The organism is Cupriavidus sp. 01L415 (assembly GCF_056400065.1).
In genome coordinates this window covers 573,658-599,664 of record NZ_JBFTSP010000001.1, presented here as the reverse complement: position 1 = coordinate 599,664, position 26,007 = coordinate 573,658, and the positions used below count along the sequence as shown (strand labels likewise).

Annotated in this window: 19 protein-coding genes; 13 read left to right on the top strand and 6 right to left on the bottom strand. The window is 63.7% G+C overall.

Annotation, left to right across the window (positions count from 1 at the left end; translation table 11 throughout):
* Window positions 1–14 precede the first annotated feature (14 nt).
* Window positions 15–1,421, bottom strand: coding sequence for an MFS transporter (locus AC1DOX_RS02765; protein WP_441617864.1), 1,407 nt, complete (start codon window positions 1,419–1,421; stop codon window positions 15–17).
* 287 nt (window positions 1,422–1,708) lie between these two features.
* Here AC1DOX_RS02765 and AC1DOX_RS02760 point away from each other — a divergent pair, with 287 nt between their 5' ends.
* The gene (locus AC1DOX_RS02760; protein ID WP_441617862.1) at window positions 1,709–2,797 is read left to right on the top strand and encodes a mannonate dehydratase; all 1,089 of its coding nucleotides are present in this window, start codon (window positions 1,709–1,711) and stop codon (window positions 2,795–2,797) included.
* A gap of 26 nt (window positions 2,798–2,823) precedes the next feature.
* Here AC1DOX_RS02760 and AC1DOX_RS02755 read toward each other — a convergent pair whose 3' ends face one another.
* Window positions 2,824–3,843 (bottom strand): LacI family DNA-binding transcriptional regulator, encoded by a 1,020-nt coding sequence (locus AC1DOX_RS02755; RefSeq protein ID WP_441617860.1) that lies wholly within the window; start codon window positions 3,841–3,843, stop codon window positions 2,824–2,826.
* Window positions 3,844–4,064: 221 nt separating this feature from the next.
* Here AC1DOX_RS02755 and AC1DOX_RS02750 point away from each other — a divergent pair, with 221 nt between their 5' ends.
* The 4 genes from AC1DOX_RS02750 (at window position 4,065) to AC1DOX_RS02735 (ending at window position 9,083) form a co-directional block, all read left to right on the top strand.
* Window positions 4,065–5,282 carry a UxaA family hydrolase gene (locus AC1DOX_RS02750; protein ID WP_441617858.1) on the top strand — a complete coding sequence of 406 codons (1,218 nt, stop codon included), beginning with the start codon at window positions 4,065–4,067 and terminating at the stop codon, window positions 5,280–5,282.
* 47 nt (window positions 5,283–5,329) lie between these two features.
* On the top strand, window positions 5,330–6,859 hold the full coding sequence (locus tag AC1DOX_RS02745; protein WP_441618048.1) for a UxaA family hydrolase: 1,530 nt from the start codon (window positions 5,330–5,332) through the stop codon (window positions 6,857–6,859).
* Window positions 6,860–6,935: 76 nt separating this feature from the next.
* On the top strand, window positions 6,936–7,925 hold the full coding sequence (locus AC1DOX_RS02740; protein WP_441617856.1) for a Bug family tripartite tricarboxylate transporter substrate binding protein: 990 nt from the start codon (window positions 6,936–6,938) through the stop codon (window positions 7,923–7,925).
* 24 nt (window positions 7,926–7,949) lie between these two features.
* A complete protein-coding gene (locus tag AC1DOX_RS02735; protein WP_441617854.1) occupies window positions 7,950–9,083 on the top strand; it encodes an L-talarate/galactarate dehydratase in 1,134 nt (377 codons plus the stop codon).
* Between the two features lie 293 nt (window positions 9,084–9,376).
* On the opposite strand, the gene AC1DOX_RS02730 is transcribed toward AC1DOX_RS02735, so the two are convergent.
* From AC1DOX_RS02730 to AC1DOX_RS02720, 3 genes are all read right to left on the bottom strand, one after another.
* The gene (locus AC1DOX_RS02730; protein ID WP_441617852.1) at window positions 9,377–10,771 is read right to left on the bottom strand and encodes an IS1182 family transposase; all 1,395 of its coding nucleotides are present in this window, start codon (window positions 10,769–10,771) and stop codon (window positions 9,377–9,379) included.
* 173 nt (window positions 10,772–10,944) lie between these two features.
* On the bottom strand, window positions 10,945–11,835 hold the full coding sequence (locus AC1DOX_RS02725) for a LysR substrate-binding domain-containing protein (protein ID WP_441617850.1): 891 nt from the start codon (window positions 11,833–11,835) through the stop codon (window positions 10,945–10,947).
* A gap of 71 nt (window positions 11,836–11,906) precedes the next feature.
* Window positions 11,907–12,863 carry a TIGR03571 family LLM class oxidoreductase gene (locus tag AC1DOX_RS02720; RefSeq protein ID WP_441617848.1) on the bottom strand — a complete coding sequence of 319 codons (957 nt, stop codon included), beginning with the start codon at window positions 12,861–12,863 and terminating at the stop codon, window positions 11,907–11,909.
* A gap of 394 nt (window positions 12,864–13,257) precedes the next feature.
* Between AC1DOX_RS02720 and AC1DOX_RS02715 the strand changes: the two genes are divergently transcribed.
* The 4 genes from AC1DOX_RS02715 (at window position 13,258) to AC1DOX_RS02700 (ending at window position 19,471) form a co-directional block, all read left to right on the top strand.
* Entirely contained in the window at window positions 13,258–13,632 is a 375-nt protein-coding gene (locus AC1DOX_RS02715; protein ID WP_441617846.1) for a hydroxyquinol 1,2-dioxygenase, read from the top strand.
* A gap of 78 nt (window positions 13,633–13,710) precedes the next feature.
* Window positions 13,711–14,895 (top strand): efflux RND transporter periplasmic adaptor subunit, encoded by a 1,185-nt coding sequence (locus tag AC1DOX_RS02710; RefSeq protein WP_441617844.1) that lies wholly within the window; start codon window positions 13,711–13,713, stop codon window positions 14,893–14,895.
* Entirely contained in the window at window positions 14,892–18,083 is a 3,192-nt protein-coding gene (locus AC1DOX_RS02705) for an efflux RND transporter permease subunit (RefSeq protein ID WP_441617842.1), read from the top strand. The genes AC1DOX_RS02710 and AC1DOX_RS02705 overlap by 4 nt, the downstream gene beginning before the upstream one ends.
* Window positions 18,080–19,471 (top strand): efflux transporter outer membrane subunit, encoded by a 1,392-nt coding sequence (locus tag AC1DOX_RS02700; RefSeq protein ID WP_477101380.1) that lies wholly within the window; start codon window positions 18,080–18,082, stop codon window positions 19,469–19,471. Before AC1DOX_RS02705 ends, AC1DOX_RS02700 begins: the two co-directional genes overlap by 4 nt.
* 214 nt (window positions 19,472–19,685) lie before the next feature.
* Here the strand turns inward: AC1DOX_RS02700 and AC1DOX_RS02695 are convergent, their stop codons facing one another.
* Window positions 19,686–20,594, bottom strand: coding sequence for a LysR family transcriptional regulator (locus tag AC1DOX_RS02695; protein ID WP_441617838.1), 909 nt, complete (start codon window positions 20,592–20,594; stop codon window positions 19,686–19,688).
* A gap of 127 nt (window positions 20,595–20,721) precedes the next feature.
* Between AC1DOX_RS02695 and AC1DOX_RS02690 the strand changes: the two genes are divergently transcribed.
* Genes AC1DOX_RS02690 through AC1DOX_RS02675 form a run of 4 tightly spaced genes read left to right on the top strand, consistent with a single transcriptional unit; the run spans window position 20,722 to window position 26,001 of the window.
* Window positions 20,722–21,726 (top strand): Bug family tripartite tricarboxylate transporter substrate binding protein, encoded by a 1,005-nt coding sequence (locus AC1DOX_RS02690; protein ID WP_441617836.1) that lies wholly within the window; start codon window positions 20,722–20,724, stop codon window positions 21,724–21,726.
* The gene (locus AC1DOX_RS02685; RefSeq protein ID WP_441617835.1) at window positions 21,719–23,815 is read left to right on the top strand and encodes an acetate--CoA ligase family protein; all 2,097 of its coding nucleotides are present in this window, start codon (window positions 21,719–21,721) and stop codon (window positions 23,813–23,815) included. The genes AC1DOX_RS02690 and AC1DOX_RS02685 overlap by 8 nt, the downstream gene beginning before the upstream one ends.
* 3 nt (window positions 23,816–23,818) lie before the next feature.
* The gene (locus AC1DOX_RS02680) at window positions 23,819–24,589 is read left to right on the top strand and encodes an enoyl-CoA hydratase/isomerase family protein (protein WP_441617833.1); all 771 of its coding nucleotides are present in this window, start codon (window positions 23,819–23,821) and stop codon (window positions 24,587–24,589) included.
* On the top strand, window positions 24,586–26,001 hold the full coding sequence (locus tag AC1DOX_RS02675; protein WP_441617831.1) for an aldehyde dehydrogenase family protein: 1,416 nt from the start codon (window positions 24,586–24,588) through the stop codon (window positions 25,999–26,001). Before AC1DOX_RS02680 ends, AC1DOX_RS02675 begins: the two co-directional genes overlap by 4 nt.
* Window positions 26,002–26,007: the final 6 nt, after the last annotated feature.

Here is a 26,007-nt window from a genome sequence, read left to right as displayed (position 1 = left end):
TTCTCGGTTGCGCGTCATGCGGACGATTTGGCGTCGGTGGCCGTAGCGCCGAAGCCATGGACTCGCTGAGGGGATGAGTCCGGCCTGCGCGGGGCAGCTTCCCCGGCCAACTCCATGCGCTCGATGCGGCCTACCACGAGCCAGTAGCAGAGGATCGCGATGAGGCCGTGGGCGCCGACATAGACCAGCGCGCCGTTGAACGAGTGCGTCTCGGCAATGATGTAGCCGATGACGATTGGCGTGACGATGCCCGCCACGTTGCCCACGGCATTGAACACGCCGCCCGTGCTGCCGACGATACGCGCCGGCGCCGTGTCGGCCACGACAGTCCAGCCGAGCGAGCCGAAGCCCTTGCCGAAGAACGCGAGACTCATCAGCGCGATCACCAGCCAGTCGGTATTGACGTAGTTGCAGGCGATCATGCTGGCGCTTAGCAGCAGGCCCACGGTGATCGGCAGCTTGCGTGCGAGCGTGAGCGAACCCGTGCGACGCAGCAGTGCATCCGAAACAAAACCCGTGGAGACGCAGCCGATGAAGCCGCAGATGGCCGGCACGGCGGCAACGAAGCCCGCTTGCAGGATCGAGAAGCCGCGCCCGTTGACCAGATAGCTCGGAAACCACGACACGAAGAACCACGTGATCGACGTGATGCAGTACTGCGCAATGAAGATGCCCACCAGCATCCGGCTGCGAAATAGTTGCCCGAGATCGCCCAGTCGCGGCGCGGCTGTATCGCTGCTGCGCTTGCCGCCGAGGTGGACCAGTGCGCCACCCGCCTCGATATGTGCGATTTCCGCTGGCGACACGCGTGGATGCTCGGCTGGCGAAAAATATTTGCGCATCCAGACCAGCGCCAGCAGGATGCCCAGGCCACCCATCACCGTGAAGATGTGGTTCCAGCCGAACTGGTGGTCAAGCCAGCCCATCAGCGGTGTGAAGATGACCAGTGAAAGGTATTGGGCGCTGTTGAAGATGGCGCCTGCCACGCCTCGCTCGGATGCCGGGAACCACGCGGCGATGACGCGCCCAGAGGCCGGGCCCACCGGAGACTCCATCGCACCGAGCAGGAAGCGCAGCACCAGCAGCGCGGCAAACGCGAAGCTGAACCAGTGGACGGCACCCATCAGCAAGGTGGTGGCCGACCAGAGCAGGAGGCCGGCCGTGATCGCTGCCTTCGCGCCGATGCGATCGACCAGCCAGCCGGCTGGCACCTGGCTCAGCACATAGGCCCAGGCAAACGAAGAAAACAACCAGCCCATCTGCACGGCGTCCAGACCAAGATCCTTCGACATATGCGGACCGGCCACCGACAGCGTGGCGCGGTCGCCTGTGCTCAGTGCCAGCACGATGGTGATCAGCGCGAGGGTGATGTAGCGATGGAAGCCGGCTTTAGGGGCAGCCGGGTGATGTGAAGCGGACATACAGCGTCTCCGAATAGATCTTGTCGTGCCCGTGACATGCTGTTTCGGGCTACCTGGCCGCATCGTAGTGAACACGTGCACATCGGGAAAGGCTGGATTCGCCGAGCATTGGAAAGCGTCCCACACAGTGGGACAAACGGCGCCCTCGCAGCAGAGGGTGCTGCCAGCGCTCCTTGCCGCTCCAGCCCGTAGCGGCAACAATGAACACGTGTTCATTTGAAGATTTGTGGCTGGCCCGGGGACGCGTTCCCCCACCAACCCGCTAACGGAAGTAACGGAGACGTCTCATGTATATCAGCGAACAATTGCTCAACCCCGATGCGCGACGCCTCACGCTTTCCACGCAGCTCGGCGTGGAAAGCGTGGTGCTCGACAATCGCGGCACCGACCTTGTCTCGGCGTCCGGCGGGGTCAGCGCGTGGGACGCGTCGAAGTTGGCCGACTATCGCAAGTGGGTGGAGAGCTTCGGTCTCAGGCTCGATGTGTTCGCACTGGACGTGGAATCGATCCTGCTCGACGCGCTGGTGGATCTCGACAGCGCCCGCAAGCAGCGTGATGTACTGGCGCAGAACATCCAGAAGGCCGCCGACGCGGGCATCACGTGCCTCAAGTACAACGTGCAGATGGTGGGCATCACGCGCACGGGCCTGAAGCCGGGCCGAGGGGGCGCACGGAACTCGGGCTTTGTCTATGCCGAATATTCGCCGGAGGAGGATCGCAAGCACTCGTACTGGGGAGTGGGCTATCCCACCAACCAGGAAGAGGGGGATGCGCGGAGTGCAATGTTGTGCGGCCAGAAGATGGCGCGCGATGTGCCGCCGGTGACGGAAAAGGCCGGCTGGGACGCCATCGAGTTCCTGGTGGAGGGTCTGGTGCCGGCAGCGGATCGCGCTGGCGTGCGACTGGCCTGCCATCCGCATGATCCCGCCTATCCGGTGGGTGGGCTGAACGGTATCGAGCACGTGGTGGGATCGGCCGACGGCATCCGCAAGTTCCTGGCGCTGAGCCCGAGCAAGAACCACGGCCTGAATTTCTGCCAGGGCACCGTGGCCGAGATGTTCACGGAGCCCGGCGAGGCGATGATTCCGGTGATCGAGGAGTTTGCGTCGACGGGCCGCATCTTCATGGTCCACTTTCGCAATATTCGTGGCGGATACCTGGACTTCCAGGAAGTGTTTCCCGACGAAGGCGATGTGGATATGTTCCAGGCCATCAAGGCTTATCAGCGCGGCGGCTATCAGGGCCCGCTGTGTCCCGATCACGTGCCGGTTTCAGACCTCGACGAGAACCGTGAGCGCTTCATGTCGTTTGCGCTCGGGTATACGCGTGGCCTCTTGCAGGCCGCCGGTGCCTGGTCGACGCCGGGCAGGGCCTGAGGCTGGCGCGAGTCGCCAGGCGGGCGTTAGCTGCTTTCGCGGCCGATCACGCTGAAGCCGAGATCGGCTACTGCGGGCATCGGTGTGTCGGCAACATCGGAAAGGCGGGCGAGCAGCATGCGCGCTGCCTGCCGGCCCATTTCACGCGCCTGCACCCGCACGCTCGATAGCGCAGGCTGGCTTGCCGAAGCGATGGCCAGGTCCGAGAAGCCCACCACGGCCATCCGCCCTGGAACGGCCCAGCCTTCCTGGCGGCATGCCAGCAGGGCGCCAACGCCGAGGGTGTCATTGCTGCAATACACAGCCCGCAGTTCGGGGGAACGTGCCACCAGCACCCGTAGCATCCGTGCGCCATCGTCGATGGTCGAAGGGGGCGCCACCACCTCGGCGTCGATGTCGGGCAGGCCCAGTCTGGCCGCTTCGCTGCGGAAGCCTGCCAGCCGTTTGTTGGCGCGATGTTCGTGTGCGCCGAGAAAGCCGAGATGCCGATAGCCGCGTTCCGCCAGATACCGCGCCACAGCCGCCCCCGCGCCTTCGTTCGAGAACCCGGCCACCATGTCGATGGGGTCATCGGTCAGGTCCCAGGTCTCGACCACCGGCTTGCCGAAGGCCCGCAGCTTTCTCCGCACCGCGTCGCCATGGTCGACACCTGTCAGGACCAGTGCATCGACCTGACGGCCGATGAAGGTATCGATCAGCGCCTCCTCGCCGGCGTCGCGGTAGCGCGACTGCCCCAGCAGCAACTGGTAGCCGCGTGCCTCGAGCACCTCACCCAGCCCATCCATGGTCTCCGCGAACCATGCGTTCGACAGCGTGGGAACAATGGCGCCGATGATGCGCGAGCGACGCGTGGCCAGGCTTCCTGCATTGAGGTTCGGCACGTAGCCGAGTTGGGCGATGGCCGCCTGCACTTGCGCGAGCGTTTCGGGCGATACGAGCTCGGGGTGGCTGATGGCGCGGGATACCGTGACACGCGACACGCCGGCCATCCGGGCCACGTCGATCATCTTGCTGCCGCTGGTGTGCGAGGGCGAATCGGTAGGCATGGAGTCTGTGGTGCGATGCGGAAAGTGTCGTTCCCGTCGGGTCTGCCGTGCCGACCGGGCATTCCGTCCCAATGGCTGGGACGCGCTGCGCGCCGGGCGTGCGGACGGCTTGTATTGTCCGTGAGCTTCTCGAAGAATGGAAGCACGACAGATCCACAGAGAATCGTCTGCCGCCGTGTCGACCCACGGGAACACGACAAGACGGACATCGCGAGACACCCATGCAGTCAGATTTCATCCTCCAGGCAGATACGGTGAAGCAGGCCACGTTCGACGGCATCGTGCGGGCCGACGGCCGCGTGGCCACCCGCAACTACCTGGGCGTGTTCGTGGTTGGCAACTGCGGCGCGACCGTGGCCCGCAAGATCGCCGACTGGTTCGCCGAAGCGCGCCTTGCCACCTTTCCCAATGTCGATGGCGTCGTGCCATTCGTCCATGAAATTGGTTGTGGCATGGAGATGACCGGTGAACCGATGGACCTGCTGCGCCGGACCATCGCCGGCACGCTGCGCAATCCCAACATCGCCGGCGGCCTCGTGATCGCCCTGGGCTGCGAGCGCAACAGTATCTATGGCTTCATGGAGCAGGAGAAACTGGTAGCCGGCCCCTTGCTCAAGACGCTGGTGATGCAGGAGCTGGGCGGTACGGCGAATACGATCGAGGCGGGGATCGCCGCGATCCAGCAGATGCTGCCCATTGCAGACGACTGCCGCCGCGAACCGGTGTCGGCGGCGTATCTGACGGTTGGCCTGCAAACGGCTGGCCGCGAAGGCACCGTTGCCACGCATGCCGATCGCGCACTGGGTGCCGCCGTGGATCTGCTGGTGGCCGTCGGCGGCACGGCGCTGCTCTCTGGCACCGCCGATGTCGTGCAAAGTGGCGCGGACCTGGCTGCACGCGCTGCGTCGGCGGAAGTTGCAGCGGCGTTGCAGGCGCGTGTCGACTGGTGGCGCAGCTATCACGCGGGCCGCGACACACGACTGAAGCCGGCCAGTACGCGCTCGGCCGGGATCGCCGCTGCCGGCCTGCAACGCGCCGGCCACACCGCGCTGGAAGCGGTTACCGCGTACGCGCAGCCGGTCACGTCGCACGGACTCGTCTTCATGGATGCGCCGGCCTATGTTGCGGTATCCGCGACGGGCCAGGTCGCCGCGGGCGCCAACCTGATCTGCGTGACCACCGCCACGGGCACGGCGTTTGGTGCCTTGCCAACGCCCACGCTGAAGCTGGCGGACAGCAGTGCGCTGTATGCGAAGTTCCAAGACGATCTCGATATCGACTGCGGGCCCGTTGCCGACGGGGCGATCTCCGTGGAGGCCATGGGGCAGCGCATCTTCGCCGAGATTCTTGCGCACGCATCGGGAAAACAGACGCGCAGCGAAGACCTTGGGGTGGGGGAGAACGAGTTCGTCCCCTTGCCTATCGGTGTGCTCGCATGATCGCCACCACCACGTCCGCCGCCACGCCACCGATATTCGCCAACATCATGAACACCAACCGCAATCCCTTCATCCGGCTCGACCCTCTCGACAATGTCGTGGTGGCCCGCATGGAGGTTCCCGCCGGAACGCCCGTTCCGTCCGAGAACCTGATTACGCTGCATGACGTGCCGTCGGGCCACAAGATTGCCGCGCGCTTCATCGCGAGGGGCGAGCCGGTCCTGAAATACAACACGGTGATCGGCTTTGCGACGGAAGATCTGCCGCCGGGCACCTGGATGCACAGCCACAACATTGCGTTTGGCGACCTGGAGAAGGACTACCGCCACGGGATGGACTATCGCGCCACGGACGTCGTGCCGCAGGCGGAGCGTGCGACGTTCCAGGGTATCGTGCGCGCCGATGGGCGGGTGGCCACGCGCAACTATATCGGCATCTTCGTGGTGGGCCATGGCGGCGCCACCGTTGCACGCAAGATCGCCAGCTCGTTCGATGCCGAGGCATTGCGTGGCTTCCCGCACGTCGACGGCGTGGTGCCCTACATCCACGAGCAGGGGGCGGGCATGGAGCGCAGCGGGGAACCGATGGATCTGCTGCGCCGCACGCTCGGTGGCTACATCCGCCACCCGAATACCGCGGGCGCGCTCGTGATCGCACTCGGCGACGAACACAACGACCTTGACGACTTCCTCGCGCATCAGCAGTTGCAGACCGGCCCGATGCTGAAAACACTCAACATCGCCGATGCGGGCGGCACGCGTCGCGCCATCGCGGCAGGCGTGGAACTGGTGCGCGAGATGCTGCCGCAGGCTGAAACGGCACGACGCGAGCCGGTGTCCGCCGAGCACATCATGATCGGCATGCAATGTGGCGGCTCGGACGGCTTCTCGGGCTTGTCCGCGAATCCCGCGCTGGGTGCCGCGATGGAGATCCTGATCCGGCACGGCGGCACGGCGATCCTGTCCGAGACCTCCGAGATCTTTGGCGTCGAGCACACGCTGACCGCGCGCGCGGTGACGCCCGAGGTCGGCAAGAAGCTGGTGGCACGCATCGACTGGTGGCTTGACTACAACAAGGGCCGCGACACGCAGATCAATGGCCGCGTGAGCCCCGGCAACAATGCCGGCGGCCTGGCCAATGTGTTGGAAAAAAGCCTGGGTGGCGCGAAGAAGGGCGGCAATGCGCCGCTGATGGAAGTCTATCGCTATGCAGAACCCGTGACCCAGCATGGCCTGGTCTTCATGGACACGCCCGGTTACGACCCGGTTTCCGCGACGGGCCAGATCGCCGGTGGCGCCAATCTGATCTGCTTCACGACGGGCCGCGGTTCGTGCTTTGGCTCCGTGCCCGCGCCGACCATCAAGCTGGCCAGCAACACGCCCATGTACACGCGCATGGTCAACGACATGGACATCAACTGTGGCGTCGTGATTGACGGCGACGCCACCATCGCGGAAATGGGCGAGCGCATCTTTGCGCAGATCCTGCGCCACGCGTCCGGCGAAGCGACCCGGAGCGAAGCGCAGGGCGTGGGCCTCAATGAATTCGTGCCCTGGCCGATCGGGGTGGTCGACTAGCGCGGAACCGTTTTCGACATCGGGCCCGCGCCGCAAGAGCCTTCACAAAGCGGGCCATTCACAATCAGGAGACAACATGCTGCACCGCAGAGGATTTCTCGCGGCGTGCACGGTCACGGCCGTCGCCACGCTTTGCACACTGCCTGGCGCATTCGCGCAGGCTGCCGATAACTGGCCTTCCCGCCCCGTGCGGATCATCGTGCCATTCCCCGCTGGTGGCACCAGCGACATCATGGGGCGCCTGATCGCCGACCAGCTCGGCAAGGCGCTGAAGCAGCCGTTCATCGTGGAAAACAAGGGAGGCGCGGGCGGCACCATCGGTGCGGAGCAAGCGGCCAAGGCACCGGCCGACGGCTACACGCTGCTGCTCTCGGGCATCGGCAGCAATGCCATCGCCCACGGCATGACGCCCAAGCCCAACTACGATTCCTCGAAAGACTTCATCCACATTTCGCAGCTCGAATCGGGGCCGAATGTGCTGGTGGTCAATCCATCCGTTCCGGCCAAGACCTTCAAGGAATTCATCGCCTACGTGAAGGCCAACCCGGGGAAGGTCAACTACGGCGTGACCAATGCCTCCTCGGGCCATCTGGCGATGGAACTGCTGCGGCAGACGGCCAAACTCGATATGGTGGGCATTCCGTATCGCGGTGGTGGCCCGGCGCTGACCGATGTGCTTGCCGGGCAGATCCCGACCATGTTCGTCAATCAGGATGCGGTGCTGCCGTATGTCAAGGCGGGCAAGCTGCGCGCACTGGCTGTCACGAGCGAGCAACGCAATGTGCTGTTCCCCGATGTCCCCACCGTGGCGGAATCGGGCTTCCCCGGCTTCACGGCGGTGTCGTGGGTGGGTCTGTCAGCGCCGAAGGGTACGCCCAAGCCGATCGTCGACAAGCTCGAGGCGGCGATGGTCGCCTCGTTCAGGCAACCCGCCGTGCGGGACAAGCTCGAAGCCAACGGCTTTGTAGTCGTGGCTTCCAACTCGCACGACTACACCTCCTTCATCAAGGCGGAAACGGATCGCTGGACCAAGGTAATCCAGACCGCCGGCATCAAGGCCGAGTAACGTTCATTCCTTCTCTCGCAAACCATGTCCACTTCAGACCGCATTGATTCCATCGACCTGTCTCTGGTCATCCTGCCGCTGGCCGCACCGATCAGCGATGCCAAGGTACTGACGGGCCGCCAACGTCCATTGACCGAGATCGCCTTCATATTCGCGGAGATCTCCACGCGGGATGGCCACACCGGAATGGGCTTCGGCTACTCCAAACGCGCCGGCGGCCCGGGGATGTTCGCCCATGCCCAGGAAATCGCGCCCGAGCTGATCGGAGAAGATCCCAGCGATATCGGCCGATTGTTCAACAAGCTGCTATGGGCGGGGGCGTCGATGGGGCGCAGCGGCATGACCACGCAAGCCATCGCACCGTTCGACGTGGCGCTTTGGGACCTGAAGGCAAAGCGGGCGGGGCTGCCGCTGGCCAAGCTGCTCGGCGCCCATCGTGACTCGGTGCAGTGCTACAACACGTCCGGCGGCTATCTGTCGATGCCGCTCGATCAGGTGCTCAAGAACATCGACAAGTCGCGCGACAACGGCATCGGCGGCATCAAGATCAAGGTGGGGCAGCCCGACACCGCGGAGGACCTGCGACGCGTCAAGGCCGTGCGCGAACATCTGGGCGACGCGTTCCCGTTCATGGTCGATGCGAACCAGCAATGGGACCGCGCCACGGCGCAACGCATGGGTCGGACGCTGGAGCCCTACAACCTGGTGTGGATCGAGGAGCCGCTCGATGCCTACGACATGGAAGGGCATGCGGCGCTGGCCGCCTCGCTCGACACGCCCATCGCCACCGGCGAGATGCTGACGAGCTTTGGCGAACACGCGCAGTTGATCACGGCCGGCGCCTGCGACTTCGTCCAGCCCGATGCCCCGCGCGTGGGAGGTATCACGCCGTTCCTGCAGATCATGAGCCTGGCCGATTTCAAGGGCCTGCGGCTGGCGCCGCATTTCGCGATGGAGATCCACCTGCACCTTGCCGCCGCCTATCCGCGCGAACCATGGCTCGAGCATTTCGAATGGCTGGAGCCGATGTTCAACGAGCGGCTGCAACTGCGCGACGGGCGGATGGTGGTGCCGGACCGGCCGGGCCTGGGGTTCAGCCTCAGCGAACAGGCCCGGCGCTGGACGAAGGAGACAGCGAGCTTCGGCAAGCGGCCTTGACGGAAAAGAAGGGCCAGAAAAGGCTCTTCGCTGATTTGCGGGGTGAGGGGTCGTCTCGGAACGACCGAGGCTGTGTGGAAACGTCACTTGAATTGCACCATTGCTCGCCCTGTCCGAGGCGCAGCCCCCCCTTATCGAATTCTCGGCCAATCTGGTCAGGGACGACGTCGAAACGGGTGCGAACGGCGCTAATGGACCCCTGAGGGGGTTCATCGGCCCATTTTTTGAGCGCAAATGAGTGCTTACGCACCCACCAGGCGCATGGCCTTCATTGTTTTCGAGAACCCGAGAATTCAAAGGACGCGCTTCAGGTTGTACGCCAGAATATGAAGGCTCACTTCAGTACCTACATTCGGTAGCGTGCGCGTCAGGAAGTGCGTGTAGCCCATCCAATGTTTGAAGGTTCCGAAGACATGCTCGACGGTTCGCCTACGAATCGTCATTGCATCCGGCGTCTTGTCGAGCCGGCGCTGGACGGCCTCCAGCACTTCCTCATGCTCCCATCTGGAGATGCGCCGGTACGGACTAGGCGTGCATTGAGACCGGATGGTGCACTGAGGACAAGCACTACTCCAATAGCGGCGAAGCCGCAGTCCATGCTCTTCTCTGGTGAAGCGGTATATCGCACGTTCACCGGCGGGACATTGATATTCATCATCTCGGGCAACGTAGATGAAGTCTGCCCGAACGAATCGACCTCCCACCTTCGCGCTGGACCTTGCTGGCTTTGGCAAGATGGCAGTAATGCCAGTATCCGCGCACGCCTTGATCTCCTGCGCACTGAAGTAGCCACGATCAGCTATGGCTTTAAGCTTGGTCCTACCCATCGCATCGCGAGCGGCTCGAGCCATCGAACTGAGTTGCGCCCGATCACTGCCAATATTGGTGACCTCATGGGCGACGATCAGATGGTGCTTGGCATCCACGGCCATCTGTACGTTGTAGCCGACCATTCCAGAGCCCTTGCCACTCGTCGCCATCGAGCGCGCATCAGGATCGGTCATCGAGATCTGACCATCTGGCAGCGTCTTGAGCTCTTCCTTTATCTGTTCAAGGCTATGCATCTGCTGACGCAGTTGCACGATCTTCTCGCGCAGTCGAGTTGTCTTGAGTTCTATCTCCGCTGGCTGCGTGCGATCCGCAGTCTCCAGCGCGCTCAGATATCGCTGGATGCTTTCCTCGATTTGCTGCTGGCGCTTGTCGACCTTGCCGGTAGTGAAATTGCGGTCCCGTGTATTGACTGCCTTGAACTTGCTGCCGTCGATGGCAACTAGGGCCTGTGAGAACAACTTTAAATCGCGGCACAGAACTACGAAGCGTCGGCAGACATTGCGAATGCCGGTTCCGTTATCCCGGCGGAAGTCAGCAATCGTCTTGAAGTCCGGCGCCAATCGACCGGTCAGCCACATCAGCTCTATATTGCGCTGGCATTCGCGCTCCAGGCGGCGGCTGGACTGGATCCGGTTGAGGTAACCATAGATGTAGATCTTTAACAGGACGGCCGGATGATATGAGGGGCGACCTGTAGTCGAAGGATTGGCTCCTTCGAATCCGAGCGACTCGAGATCCAACTCTTCAATAAACGCGTCGATGATCCTGGCGGGGTTGTCCTCGGCGATGAAGTCATCGAGGCATTTTGGAAGCAGCGTAGCTTGCTTGCGGTCTTCTCCCTCTATGAATCGCTTCATCCGGGCCCCCAATCTGAATGCGTTGATCCAGTCTAGGTGATCGGGACGTTTTCACACACCCTCGACCCTTCTGGGACATCCGGCCACCTTGATGCGAGTGACAGGTCCGGCCGAAACGCGGTCATCCGAGTGCCGCTGGTGAAGGTCACCAGAATTCTTCTATGAAATTGTTGCTATTTGTTGGCTAGAGTTTCGCTCAAATAGTTAATGAAGAACGCGATGCGATGGGATAGTTGTGTGTTTCGATAGTAGACCGCGTGAATGGGTTGCCGAATCTCGATAGCATGACTCGGCAGGAGCTCGACCAAATCCCCTTTGGCTCGATCCGCATCCGTCATGAAATCGGCGAGGCAAGCGATACCCTCGCCAGCTAGCGCCAGCAGTCGCAACGTCTCGCCGCTCGAAGCCCTGATGGTTGGCTCGATCTGAAGCAAATCGCCGTGTTCATCGCGTACTGGCCACTGGTTGAGCGATTCAGGGTGCGTAAAACCCAGCAGACGGTGATTGACGAGAGACGCCGAATCTTTTGGGGTTCCATGCGCCTTGACATAGGCAGGGCTCGCCAGCAGCCTGAGTTGGCTAGTGCATAGCAACCTTGCGTGAAGCGTGGAGTCCCGAAGTGTGCCGATCCGGATGGCAACGTCTGTTCGGTGTTCCAGAAGGTCGATGATTTGATCACTGGTGTTCAGTTCCAGTTCGATTTCCGGGTATAGCTTCAGAAATTCGCCAATCCTTGGCAGGATGCCGTGATGCATGAAGGGCGTCGCGGCATTTACCCGGAGCTTTCCCGCAGGCTTCAGCCTGCGTATCGCCATTTGTTCTTCCGCGGTGTCTACGGCTTCGAGGATATGGCGAGCGTGTGTAAGGAAGGCAGCACCTTCCTCCGTGAGCTCCAGCCGACGTGTGGTTCTGCGAAGCAACGTCGTCGCCAGCTTGTCCTCCAGCCTGCCGAGCGCGCGACTGACGGCTGATACCGTTTGTCCGAGTTGCTCGGATGCTGCGGTGATGGAGCCAGAATCCACCACCACGGTGAATGTGAGTAACTCGTCGAGCGTTGTTTTCATGATGGAGTAGGGGCGGGCAGCGTGTGGCCCGTGGCTGGCATTGTTCTGTGAGTGGCCAAGCCCCGATGCCGTTATGCCACCTCGAAAGCATGGCGTGAAATTGGATCGTCCGAATGGAAGTGCGGCAGCACGTAAGCAGCGATCTCTTCCATGGCGTCCTTTACGGGCCGCTGATTGCGACGGAAGTGCAAGCCAATGTGATTGACGCCTGCCTCGCGCATGGCGTGAAGCTCCGCCACAAGGCCGTTGCGCCCCACGGCGCCACCGAAACGGTGGCGTTGCATCGGTGCGTCTGGGTTGGCCAGTAGATCCAGGTGGATGAACGTGATGTAGGGCTTGTTGCCGGCGACACCGCGCCACAAGCCGCTGCGCCGGACATGGTCTTCAGGCGTGCCGGGATAGGCAAGCCACCCGTCCATGTGCTGTCCGACCCAGTTTGCCGTCTGTTGTGCCAGGCCTGCGACAAGCAAGGGCAACGCGCCCCGCGTACGTGGCAGCAGCGTGACGCCGGAAGGAAGATGAGATGCGCCGTCGCGCAGCATCGATACCTGCGTCCGGAAGTTGACGCCTCTGTTCTCGAAATCCCGACCGAAGATGGGGTACTCGACCGGCCGGTCGCCACTCGCTACGCCAAGCAAGAGACGGCCATTGCTAAGGTGATCGAGTGTGTTTGCCGCCTTCAGCGTCAAGAGCGGATCGCGAATGGGCAGCACGACTGCAGCCGTGCCAAGCAGTATGCGATCGGTGATGCCGGCCAGATATCCCAAGTAGGAGAAGGCTTCGAAGACCTGGGCGGCATCGCCGAACTGGGGGTCGTAGAGCGGTACATCGCGGACCCAGAGCGCACGAAAGCCGGCGCGATCCGCCAGGCGTGCCAATTCGTCGTGATGTGCAAGATCAGGCTCGCCGGGCAGTCGACCATCGCGCTGGCGGGCGGCCTGGCCAGCCGGCGTCCAATCGTTATCCAGTGGCAGCTCCACACCGATACTGAAGCTGCCGGAAGTCAGTGTTTCCAATGCGTTTGCCATATGACGGATCGTTTTCCTCATCTGAGTGATGCCATCCGGTACGACGTCGGATCGCACCTGTCAGGCTATGAGGCGATTGTCGGCATGGTTCCTGCCTCGAAAAACCCGGGCTTCTGCAAATGATCCTTGCGCCAGGATCAACGATCGCGGCCCCGATGCTTCCGATCGGCTGCGCGGCTTGCCCTGCGTGCGCGCGATCAAGGTGATCGGATTGTTGCCTGGGATTCAAATCATTTCTGTTCCTTCGCGGGTTTTTCTCGCGACTGTCGCTGTCCATACTTCGCCCTGTCGGCTCGCGAGCCCTGGTGTTGAACCCCTGCATGCCGACGACACGGAGATGTTCGTGTCAGCGGCTCAATGCGAAGTTCCACACCTTTCTCGAATGGAGATGTTCATGAATACCAAGATCCTTGTGATTTCCGCCGCGCTTCTGGCAGCGTTCTTCGGCAGTCAAGCCCATGCGCAGGCCGGTTACGGCAATGTTCTGCGGGACCGTAGTCCCTTTGTCGATGGGGCACGCACGACCGTGAACACCAACGATGACCGCAATCGCCAGGTCGATATGTTCACAGATGGCGCGCAAATCGCCGGAATGGACCGTACCGGTCCTTCGGCAGATCCGTCCCGCCAGCGGGATGTCTTTTCTGACGGCGCACGCGAAGTCAGCCCCTTCACGGATGGTGCACGTTTGGCTGGTATGGACCGTACGGGCGTGTCGGCACCGCCTGCCCGGAAAGACGACAACCACGTCCACGCCACAACCGTCTGATATCGGAAGGGCTGCTGAGGGGAGCATCCGGCGAGTACCTGGCCGGTGCTCCCTCACTGGTTCTGAAGAGGGGAAATCATGAAGCAACGACTGAACGCCGGTGCGTTGAAGAGGGTGGTACTCGCCGCGATCCTGCCGCTGAGCGTGGTCGCGATCGTTACGGGCTGCAAGTCCGAGGCCACCGCCGAACCTGCCGCCCAGGCAGTGGTGGTGAGCCAGCCTGTGGTTCGGCAGGTGACCGACGTCGATACTTTTACCGGGCGGTTCGAGGCCATCGATACGGTGGAAGTCCGATCACGCGTGGGCGGCTATCTGGAGAAGATTGCCTTCAAGGATGGGGCGATTGTAAAGAAGGGTGACCTTCTCTTTGTCGTCGATCCGCGGCCATTCCAGGCGACTGTGACGGAGGCGGAAGGCGCGCTCGCCCGGGCACGCTCGCAACTGAGCCTGAGTCTGCAGGAGTACGAACGCGCCAGGGTGCTGATCAGTACCAACACGATTGCCAGGAGCCTGTTTGACCAGCGTGAGCAGGCGGTACAGGGTGCGCGGGCGGAAGTGGCCAGTGCCGAGGGCGTCTTGTCCCGCGCAAAGCTCGATCTGTCGTTCACTCGCATTACCGCACCCATGTCCGGCCGGATCAGCCGCAAGCTCGTGAGTGAAGGAAACCTGATCACGGGCGGCAATACCAGTGCGACGTTGCTGACGACCATCGTTTCGCAGGACCCCATCGATTTCTACTTTGATGTCGATGAGCAAAGCTACCTGCGCTATACGCGAGATGCTGGCGGCGGCCAGGCAACGGCTCGCGAAGTCAGGATTTCCCTGCCAGGCGATACGCAACCGACCCTGGTCGGTGGCATGAATTTTATTGACAACCGCCTGGACAACTCCACCGGCACGCTCAGGCAGCGCGTGCGGTTGGCGAATCCCCAACTGAAACTGACGCCGGGTCAGTTCGGCCGGGCGCATGTCGCGGGGAATGGTGCACACCAGGCCCTGCTGGTGCCGGATGTGGCCGTTGCCACCGATGCAACACGACGCGTGCTCTATATCGTCAAGCCGGACCAGACCGTGGAAGTCAGGCCAGTCGAGCTTGGCAGACTGTTTGGTAATCTGCGCGAAGTCTCCACAGGGCTGAAGGCGGGCGAGAACGTCATCGTCGAAGGCGCCCAGCGCGTGCGGCCAGGAGAAATGGTCAAGGTCACTACACGCGCTGCCGCAAGGCAGGATGATCTGCAGGCTTCCAGGGGAGTCAAGCCATGAACATCGGCCGAATCTCCGTCGAACAGCCGGTGCTGGCCATCGTGCTGTCCATTGTCATGACCATTGTTGGCGGGCTTGCATATTTTTCGCTCGCAGTATCCGAGTATCCGGAGATTGCACCGCCTACCGTAGTCGTTCAGGCCAGCTATCCCGGCGCCTCTGCCGAGACCGTGTCCGAGACGGTATCGACTCCCATCGAACTCGAGGTGAACGGGGTCGAGGACATGATGTACATGTACAGTCAGGCTACCTCGGACGGTGGCCTGAACCTCACCGTAACGTTCAAGCCCGGAACCGATGTGGACAAGGCGCAGGTGCTGGTGCAGAACCGTGTGGCGCTAGCCACGCCACGCCTGCCGGAGCCGGTGCAGCGCAGTGGCGTATCGGTTCGAAAGTCTTCGCCCACACAATTGGGAACGATCTTCCTGTACTCCCCGGACAAGAGCTATGACCAGCTCTACGTATCCAACTACGCGATCCGCAACGTGTCCGATGCGCTCAAGCGCATCGATGGTGTAGGAGACATCAACCCACTGGGGGCACGCGAGTACTCGATGCGGATCTGGCTCGATCCGGGACGCGTGGCATCGTTCAATCTGAGCCCGCGCGACGTGATCGCCGCGGTGCGCTCGCAGAACACGCAGGTGGCCGGCGGGGTTGTGGCGCAGCCGCCCGTGACGGACCAGGCCTTCCAGCCAAACCTGATCTTCGAGGGCCGATTGAAGGAGCCGGCGAAGTTCAGTGACATCGTGGTCAAGCAGGGCAACGACGGCCGCGTGGTACGCCTCAAGGACGTTGCTCGTGTGGAGGTTGGAGCTCTCGCCTATTCGACCGACAGCTACATGCTGCGCAATCCGACCATTGCACTTCAGGTGCTGCAGCGCCCGGGCGCCAATGCCGTCGCGACGATGGATGCCGTCCAGAAGAAGATGAAGGAGATCAGCAAGGAATTCCCGAAAGGCATTGTCTATAACATCGGCTACAACCCCACGGAGTTCATCGGCGACAGTATTCGCGAACTCGTGAAGACGATCTACGAAGCGGTGGTACTGGTGGTTCTCGTGGTGCTGGTGTTCCTCCAGGGCTGGCGACCGTCGATCATCCCGATTCTGGCGATTCCCGTATCGCTGGTCGGGACGTTCGCGGTCATGGCGATGCTTGGCTACTCGATCAACAACCTCACGCTGTTTGGCCTGGTGCTGGCTGTCGGCATTGTGGTCGACAACGCGATTGTGGTCGTGGAAAACGTCGAGCGACACCTGGCCCTTGGCGCCACGCCGAAGGAAGCCACGCTGCTGACCATGAAGGAAGTGGGGGGCGCGCTGTTCGCGATTACGCTGGTGCTGTGCGCGGTGTTCGTGCCGACGGCGTTTATTACCGGTATTTCGGGTCAGTTCTTCCGCCAGTTCGGCATCACGATTGCCGTATCGACGGCAATTTCGCTGTTCAGTTCACTGACGCTGGCGCCAGCGCTTTCCGCAGCCATCCTGAAGGCTCACAAGAAAGAAGACGATCACGGCCGTGGGGGTGTGTCCCAACTGGGCGGCCTACGTGCGCGGGTCGCGCGGTTAGCCGGGGCTTTCAACGCCGGATTCGACAGGTTGTCCACCGCCTACGCCGCGCTCGTGCGTCGTGTGGTGGCGATCACGCCGACCATGCTCGTGCTTTATGTGCTGCTAATCGCGGGAACGGTGTACCTGATGATCTCCACCCCAAAGGGCTTTATCCCGCCTCAGGATCGCGGCTATGTGGTGGTGCTGATCCGCATGCCGGATGGTGCGACGCTCGAGCGTACCAGCGCCGTGGCGCGCAAGGTGGAAGACATCGCCCTCCAGGTGCCAGGGGTGGCCCGTGTGCCCGTGTTCTCGGGTGTGTCCGCCGCGACGGGTACAAACTCGGCAAGCAATGCCGGCTTGTTCCCTGTGTTCCAGCCGTGGGAGGAGCGCAAGCCGCTGGGCCTGACCATCGAGAAGATCGCGGCCGATCTGCGCCAACGCCTGGCAAGCATCACGGAGGCTTCCATTGTTGTAGCGATGCCGCCGCCGGTGCAGGGTCTCGGCAGTACGGGGGGCTTTGCGATGCGGCTGGAGGATCGCAACGGGCTGGGCACTACGGCACTGGCGAAGGCGACCGAGGACCTGATTGCGGCGGCCAACAAGACGCCGGGGATGGTCGGGGTGTATTCCCCGTACTCTGCCGCGACACCACAAGTCTTCGTGGAACTGGACCGCGAGAAAGCCGAGATGCTGGGCGTGGCGAGCCAGGAGATCAATGACGCTGTCGAGACGTACTTCGGCTCGACCTACATCAATGACTTCAACATTCTGGGTCGAACCTATCGCGTGACCGCGCAGGCGGACTTGCCATTCCGAATCACTGCGGACGACCTGGCTCGCCTGAAGGTTCGTAACAACGATGGGGCGATGGTACCGATTGGCACCGTGGCGCACGTTCGGGAACGACTGGGTGTGGACCGTGCCCCGCGCTACAACCTCTATCCCGCCACCGAGATCAACGGCGATACTTTGCCTGGATTGGGTTCGGAGTACGCGATCAGCACCATGGAAAAACTGGCTGCGGAAGTGCTGCCGCCAGGCATCACGTTCGAGTGGACCGACCTGTCTTATCAGCAGAAAACTGCGGGCAATGCGGGGCTGCTGGTGTTCCCGCTGTGCGTGCTGCTGGTCTATCTCGTGCTGGCAGCTCAGTACGGTAGCTGGAGCCTGCCCGTGTCGATTCTCCTAATCGTACCGATGTGCCTGCTGGCTGCTTCGCTTGGTGTGCGGGCGATGGGGCAGGACATCAACATCCTTACGCAGATCGGCTTCATCGTGCTCGTAGGCCTGGCTGCAAAGAACGCCATCCTGATTGTGGAGGTCGCGCGGCAGCTCGAGATGCAAGGTGCCAGGGTCGTGGAGGCGGTCGTGGAAGCCTGCCAGCAGCGTTTGCGACCGATCATCATGACGTCGCTGGCGTTCATTCTCGGTGTGCTGCCGCTGGTCATCTCGGAAGGCGCCGGTGCGGAAATGCGCCAGGCGGTAGGCGCGGCGGTGTTTTTCGGCATGATTGGCGTCACCGTTTTCGGCCTGCTCTTTACGCCAGTGTTCTATGTCGTCGTGCGAAACCTTGCGGGTGCGGGGAAGTCGGCGGCCTCAATGACGAGCATGGCGCAGGAGGCAGGAAAATGAGATTCATACGATTGATCTCGGCGCTCGCCGCCAGTGGTGTCTTGCTGGCGGCATGCGCGACACCGGAGGCGATCACGCCAACGCCTTTGCCGCTGGCCAGCAACTATGTCAACGAGTCGCTGGCGCAGGCTGGCGCCGTGCCAGACATGGCGAACTGGTGGCAACGCTTCAACGATCCAGTGTTGAATCAACTGGTCGATGCGGCGCAATCCGGGAACCTCGAGTTGAAGCTGGCAGTCTCGCGCATCGATGCAGCCAGAGCCATTCGCCTTGGGGCATCGTCCGCCGGCTTGCCCCAGGTTGACTTGAGCGCAAGCGCCGGTCGACGACGCCAGTCCGATTCGCAGGCAAGCTCCGGCATCGCCAACGTCAACAACAACTTCGAGGGTGGGCTGGGTGCGTCATGGGAAGTGGATCTGTTCGGCCGCATTCGTCAGAACGTGGCGGCCGCAGAAGCGGACGTCCTGTCGGCGACCGAGATGGCCAGCGCAGTCAGGCTGGCCATCACGAGCGAGGTGGTGCGGACCTACCTGACGGTGCGTAGTCTGGAGCATCGTCTGTCATTGGTTGGCGACAATGCGCGAAGTCAGACGGAGACAGCGCGGCTCACAAGGCAGTTGTTCGATGCCGGTGCTATCCCTGTTGCCGATGTGGACCGTGCAGATGCCCAGGCGGAAGCAACGCTTGCGGAACTCCCCGTTCTCGAACTCGAGCGGCAGAATGCCCTGCATCGTCTGTCGATACTTGCGGCTTCCAGACCACAGGACGTCTATGCGCAGATGGATGCCCTGGCGGCAATGCCACACTGGACGGCGCCGTCAGGGGTCGGCACGCCTGCCGATCTGCTGCGACAGCGTCCGGACGTGAAGTCGGCGGAGGCTGCCGTGGTAGCGGCCTACGCGCGCGTGGGTGTGGCGCGGGCAGAGTTGCTGCCGCATCTGCAACTGGCTGGCTTCATTGGTGCGGCGGCGGACGGCCTCTCTGGTGCCGGACTCGCGCGTTCCCTGGCATGGGCCTTTGGTGCCGGCGCCACTGCGCCGATCTTCGACGGTGGACGCCGGCGCAGCAACGTCCTGCTGCGTCAGGCCGAAGCGGAGCAGGCGCTACAGCGCTATCGGTCGACCGTGCTGATGGCGGTCAACGACGTTGAGGGTGCTATCGCGGCAACGGCCAGGAATCGGGATCGTGTCGTGCGCCTGCGCAAGTCAGCCATTAGCGCACGCGCTGCGTATGAGCAGATCAACCAATCCTGGCGCGCGGGGGAGTCAGCATTTATTGACACCCTTCAGGTTCAGCGATCGCTGCTTGAAGCAGAGAATGCACTATCAATTGCCGAGGTACAGCAACTTCATAGTGAGGTGAGTTTGGTTACCGCACTTGGTCAGTAAACGGCGGTTACTGGCTGAACTCGGTCAGCTGGGGCGTAGCTAGCGGTAATGGTCGCTTCCCGCCCCTTCTCTGCCATCTAACTCTTGGCGATCCAGGACGGCGCTACGCTGCAGAATGGTCTCGGCGGCTGGCTCAGCAGCGCGAAACCTTGCCGGTCCGCGTTTCTTCGAAATTAGCGTCGCAGTCATCGCGCGGATGCCATGCACAATCCAGCTAGGCAGTACTGCTCCTTGCGACTTCAGGCACCAGGTCATGAAGGCGAGAAAGAACGAGTCGTGCTGCCCGGGACAATGGATGATGGCGCGTGACGCCCATGGCAATGGTCCGCGGCAAGCGCGGGTCGACAATCTCGACTGCGCATAGACGTCCGGCGGCAACTTCGCTATCGACCGCGAGGATCGGAAGTATCGTCAACGCGCTCCCCGAAAGCGCTACCTCCTTCATCGTATTCAGCGATTCGACTTCCAGCGGCACATCCAGTGAGATGCCGAGCTGACGCGCGTGCTGGTCGAGAATCGACCGCAGACCGTTGGGGGCCGGCGGCAGGACAAGCGGAAGGCCATCGAGCTTGCGGAACGACACCGTCGGCACACCGGCGAGGGGATGCCCGGGCGTGCAAATCAGGTAAGTGGCGACCTCCGCAAGCACGTCTTCTCCCTGGCGGGGCCCGGGACCATAGCGGTTGATGACCGCGAGGTCCAGATGGCCCGATTCCAGCTCCTCGTCGAGTTGTCCGCTAAAGCCTTCGGCCACGCGCAGGCGGACACCTGGCGCCGTAGCGCGCAGGTTCTCGAACAGCGCCGGGATCAGGCGTGGCGCCATTGACGGCAGCACGCCGATTCTCACCTGCCCGAACGGGACGCCCGCCGCATCCTTGACCTCGTCGCGCAGCCGTGCCGACTGGGCCAGCAGCAACTGGACATGCGGGAAGATTCGCTGGCCGAATTCCGACAGCACCACACCCCGGCCGGTTCGTTCGAACAGTCGGTCGCCCCATTCCGCCTCGATCTGGGCAATCGCACGGCTTACCAGTGACTGGGCAATCCCTTGCGAACGTGCCGCACGTGACAGCGAGCCCACTTGTGCCACCAACGCCACGGTTTCGAGCTGTTTCAGGTTCACGCTGGTGCTCCATCCAGAAAATCGATATCAGATATCGACGATTCTACTCTTTTGAGTTGGCTTGGGACTCCATACACTGAGGGCATCCCTCCCTGTAGAGAGGGCCTACGCAACATCTGGAGACAACATGCCGTGCCTTTCCGCTGTGCTTCGCGCATTCCGGCGACCGTTATGCGCCTTGCTGGTCGCTGCCACCCCGGCCGCCTTCAGTGCCGCCGCTGCCGCCTCGACCGGCTATCCCGCCAAACCGATCCGCCTGGTCGTGCCGTTTCCGGCCGGCGGGCCCACTGACGCGATGGCGCGACTGATCGGCCAGCACTTGTCGCAGCAGCTTGGCCAGCCGGTGCTGGTCGATAACCGCGGCGGCGCTGGCGGCACCATCGCGACCGAGGCCGCCGCGCAGGCGGCACCCGACGGCTATACGCTCTTCTTCTCCACCACCGGCACCATGGCGATCAACCCGTGGCTCTACCGCTCGCTGAAGGTGGACCCCCTCAAGTCGTTCGATGCCGTGGGTTCGGTGGCCTCCACGGTCAACGTGCTGGTCGTGCCGAACAACCTGCCGGTCGGCAACATCAGGGAACTGATCGCGCTGGCAAAGCAGAAGCCGGGCACGCTGACGTTCGGTTCGGCCGGCAACGGCAGCTCCAACCATCTGTCCGGTGAACTGTTCAAGTCGATGGCCGGCATCGATATCGTCCATGTGCCGTACAAGGGCTCGGCCGCGGCGTTCACGGATCTGCTTGGCGGACGCATCTCGATGATGTTCGACACTGTGTCGAGCCAGGGGCAGTACATCAACGCGGGCAAGGTCAAGGCGCTAGGCGTGACCGGCGCGACCCGTTCGGAAGCGCTTCCGAAGGTGCCGACGATTGCCGAGGCCGGCCTGCCGGGCTTCGACGTGACGATCTGGTTCGGCCTGTCGGCACCGAAAGGAACCACACCAGACGTGATCCGCCGCCTGAACAGCGAGCTGCAGGCCGTGCTCGCGCTGGCAGACGTGCAGAAACAGCTTGCCGCGCTGGGTGCCCGGCCGCTGCCGGGTACGCCCGCCGACTTCTCCAGGCTGATCCAACATGACGCGGGCAAGTGGTCGCCGGTGGTCAAGGCATCGGGAGCGAGCCTTGACTGAGACCACTGCAACCTTCCACGCCCTGTTCTCGCCGGCCTCGGTGGCCGTGATCGGCGCCTCGGACAACCCCAACAAGGTAGGCGGACGGCCGATCCACTACATGCGCACCTTCGGGTACACGGGCGAGGTGTTTCCGGTCAACCCGGGGCGCGAGGTCATCCAGGGCTATCGTGCGTACCCGGATCTCGGTGCGATCGGCAAGGCGCCGGACGCCGTGGTGATTGCCGTGTCCGGCGATGCCGCGCTTGAACAGGTGCGTCAGTGCGGCGCCGCCGGCGTCAAGGCGGCCGTCATCATGGCATCCGGTTTCGCCGAAACGGGCGAGGCGGGACGCCAGCGGCAGCAGGAACTGGTGGCGGCGGCCAAAGACAGTGGCATGCGGCTGGTCGGGCCGAACGCGCAAGGCACGGCCAACTTTGCCAGTGGAGCGGTGCTCAATTTCTCGACCATGTTCATGGAGGTGGCACCCCAGGACGGCCCGATCGCGATCATCAGCCAGAGCGGCGCGGCGAGCGTCATGCCCTATGCGTTGCTGCGCCAGGCCGGCTACGGCGTGCGCTACCTGGTAGCGACCGGCAACGACGCCGATCTCGACGCCTGCGCGATGACCGCGGCCGTGGCGGCGGACCCCGAGGTGCGACTGATCCTGGTCTACCTCGAATCGGTGTCCGACCCTGCCCAGCTCGCCCGCGCGGCGGAGGTGGCCCGAGCGCGTGGCGCGAGCATCGTGGCGATCAAGGCCGGCAACAGCCAGCGCGGCGCAAAGGCGGCTGCCTCGCATACCGGTGCGCTGGTCGGCAACGACGCCGCGATCGATGCCTTCCTGGCCCGTCACGGCATCTGGCGTGCGCGCGACATCGGCGAACTGGTCCGCGCGGTGCCGCTGTATTTGCAGCAGCGCGCCCCGGGGCAGGGCCGCACGGTCGTGATGAGTCATAGCGGCGCGGTGGGTGTGATGGCGGCCGACCTGGCCGAACGGCACGATCTGCCGCTGACTGAGCTTCAGCCAGCGACGCTGCGCGAACTGGGCGCGATCCTGCCCGAGTTCGGCACGGCCAGCAATCCGCTCGACATGACCGCGGCGCTGCTGGGCAAGGGCGACATGTTTCCGCGCGTGCTCCAGGCGCTGGGCGCCGATCCGCAGGCCGACATGGTGATGGTCGGCATTCCGGTGGCAGGTCCCGGCTACGACGTCGAGGCACTGGCGCGCGACGCCGCCGCCTTCAGCGCGAGCCAGCCCAAGCCGTTGGTGACCAGCGCGCCGCAACAGTCGGTCCGCGAGGTCTTTGTGCGACACGGCGTGCCCGCTTTCGTCACCGAAGCCGATGCCATTGCAGCGCTGGCGCAATTCGCCGCGCATCATCGGCTGGCCGAGGCGGCACCGGCGACGGCGCCGGTCTGCCCCGACGCACAGCAGCTTGACGGCAGCGGCTTGCAGGATGAAGTCCATAGCCTGGCCTTGCTAGCGGAAGCCGGCGTACCGACCGTGCCGCACCGGCTATGCGACAGCGTGGATGCGGCAGTGATGGCGTTTGACGCGCTCGGCGGGGTACCGGTGGTGGTCAAGGGCTGCGCGGCGGAGGTCCCGCACAAGAGCGAGCATGGCCTCGTGCACCTTCGACTCACCGATGCCGCGAGCGTGGCCCGCGCGACGCAGGCCTGCCTCGACACACTGCAGCGGTTGGGCGTGGCATTGCCACGGGTGGTCGTGGCGGCGATGGTCAAGGGCCAGCATGAGTTCGCGCTGGGCGTCTCGGTCGATCCCGTGTTCGGGCCGCTGGTCATGATCGGGGAGGGAGGCACGCTGCTCGAACTCCGCAAGGACGTCGTGACACTGCTCGCGCCGTTCACGGCGCAAGACGTCAAGGTGGCCTGCGCGCGGCTGCGGCTGGCACCGCTGTTCGACGGCTATCGCGACATCCCGGCGCTCGACCTGGAGGCGCTGGCGTCGTCGGCGGTCGCGCTCGGCGATTGGGCATTGCGTCATCGAACTGCGCTAGCATCGGTCGACATCAATCCACTGATGGTGATGGCGGCCGGCAAAGGCGTCATGGCGGTCGATGCCGTGGTGGAACTCAAGGGGAGTTGAAGCATGGAAGCTGTACGTGTCGAACAGGATGGCGAGATCGCCATCGTCACGCTAAATCGCCCGACTCGCATGAACGCGGTCAACGATGCCCTGCGCGGCGAGCTGATCGAAGCGCTGGGCCGGCTCAACGCCGATTCGTCCGTGCGCGCCGTCATGCTGACCGGTGCCGGCGAGCGGGCGTTTTGCGCCGGGCAGGACCTCGATGAGGCGTCCACCGTGACCTGGCAGCAGCTCGTGCCCTGGCTGAACCGGCAGCGGGCGATGTACCAGGCCGTCCGCGACCTGGACAAGCCCTGTGTGGCCGCGGTGCGGGGTGTGGCTGCCGGCGCGGGCTTTCAGTTGGCGCTGTGCGCCGACTGGCGCCTGACAACGGCGGATAGCCGCTGGGGACAGCCGGAGGTCAAGGCAGGCCTGGCGAGCATCGTCGGGTCCTATCTGATGACGCTGCATGTGGGGCACACGCATAACGTGCAGATGTCGCTATCGGGCGAACTGGTCAGTGGCCAGCGCGCCTTCGACATTGGCCTGGTGACGGCGCTGTGCGGCGAGACCGAACTGATGACGCAGGCGCTCGCACAGGCCAGGTCGCTCGCGGCGCTGCCGCCGACCGCCGTGCGCCTGTCCAAACAGCGCCTTCGCGCCATGACGCAGCCGGGTTTCGATGAGGCCTGTGTCGCCGGCATCCGGGCGCAGCTCGAATGCTATGCCGACGGCGAACCGCAGCGCGTGATGGCTGCGTTCCTCGATCAACGCAAGACAAGGGAGTCGCAGTGAAGCAGTTGAACCAACACTACATAGACGGCGCACGTCGCCCGATGCGAGGCGGCGAATCCATCCGCGTCTACGATTCGGCGACCGAAGCCCCGTTGGCCGAGATCCGTCTCGGCACCGCAGACGATGTGACCGAAGCCGTGGCGGCGGCCGTGCGGGCGCGGCCAGACTGGCAAGCGCTGGGGGCAGGCGGGCGGGCGCCGTATCTGCATGCACTGGCCGACGCGCTGGAAGGCTGCGCGGCGGAGCTGGCCCATGAGATATCGCGCGAAGTTGGCATGCCGCAGAAGCTGTCGCGCCGCATCCAGGTCGATGCGCCGATCGCCGCGTGGCGCGCCACGGCAGCGCTGGCCGATACGTTCGCCTTCGTCCGGACGATCGGCAATTCGCGCGTGACGCTGGCACCGGTTGGTGTGGTGGCCGCCATTACGCCGTGGAACTACCCGTTGCACCAGATTACCGCCAAGCTGGCGCCTGCGTTGCTGGCCGGCTGCACGGTGGTCCTGAAGCCGTCAGAGTTGGCGCCCGCCGTCACGGAACGGCTGATGATCGCTTGCGAGCAGGCGAAGCTCCCGCCCGGCGTCCTCAATCTCGTGCTGGGTGGCGCTGCGGTTGGTGAGGCGCTGGTTTCGCATCCCGATATCCACATGGTGTCGTTCACCGGCTCCACGGCGGTCGGCCGCAAGGTCGCCGCGCAGGCAGCCGGCGACATGAAGCGCGTGTCGATGGAGTTGGGCGGGAAGTCGGCGGCCGTCGTGCTGCCGGGCGCGGATCTCGCCAGGGCAGTCAAGGCGACGATCAGTTCCTGTTTCCTCAATTCGGGACAGACCTGCAGCGCCACCACCCGGCTGATCGTTGCACGCGAGGACTATCCGCGCTGCCGGCAACTGTTGGCGGAAGCTGCAGCGGCGATGAAGCTCGGCGACCCCGCCGATGGCGAAACCCGAATCGGCCCCTTGCTGTCGGCGCTGCAGCGTCAGCGCGTGCAGGCGCATATCGCGGCAGCGGAAGAGGCCGGCTTCGACCGGATCGCCGGCGGTGCCGACGCACCCGTGCCAGCGACCGGCTACTTCGTCGCGCCGACCATCTACGGCAACGTCGCACCAGACAGCCGGCTGGCCCAGGAGGAAGTCTTCGGGCCGGTGCTGGCGGTGCTGTGCTACGACAGTGTCGACGAGGCGATCGCTCTGGCCAACGGCACGCGCTACGGGCTGGCCGCCACGGTCTGGGCTGCCGATGACAGTGCCGCCGAAGGCGTCGCCAACGCGCTGCGGGCAGGGCAGGTGGACATCAATGGCGCCCGGTTCAACCCCGTGGCACCGTTCGGCGGCTTCGGTATGTCCGGCGTTGGGCGAGAAGGCGGCGTGTATGGGCTGGAGGAGTTCCTGGAGCCCAGATCCGTTCAGCTCCCTTAGTACGAC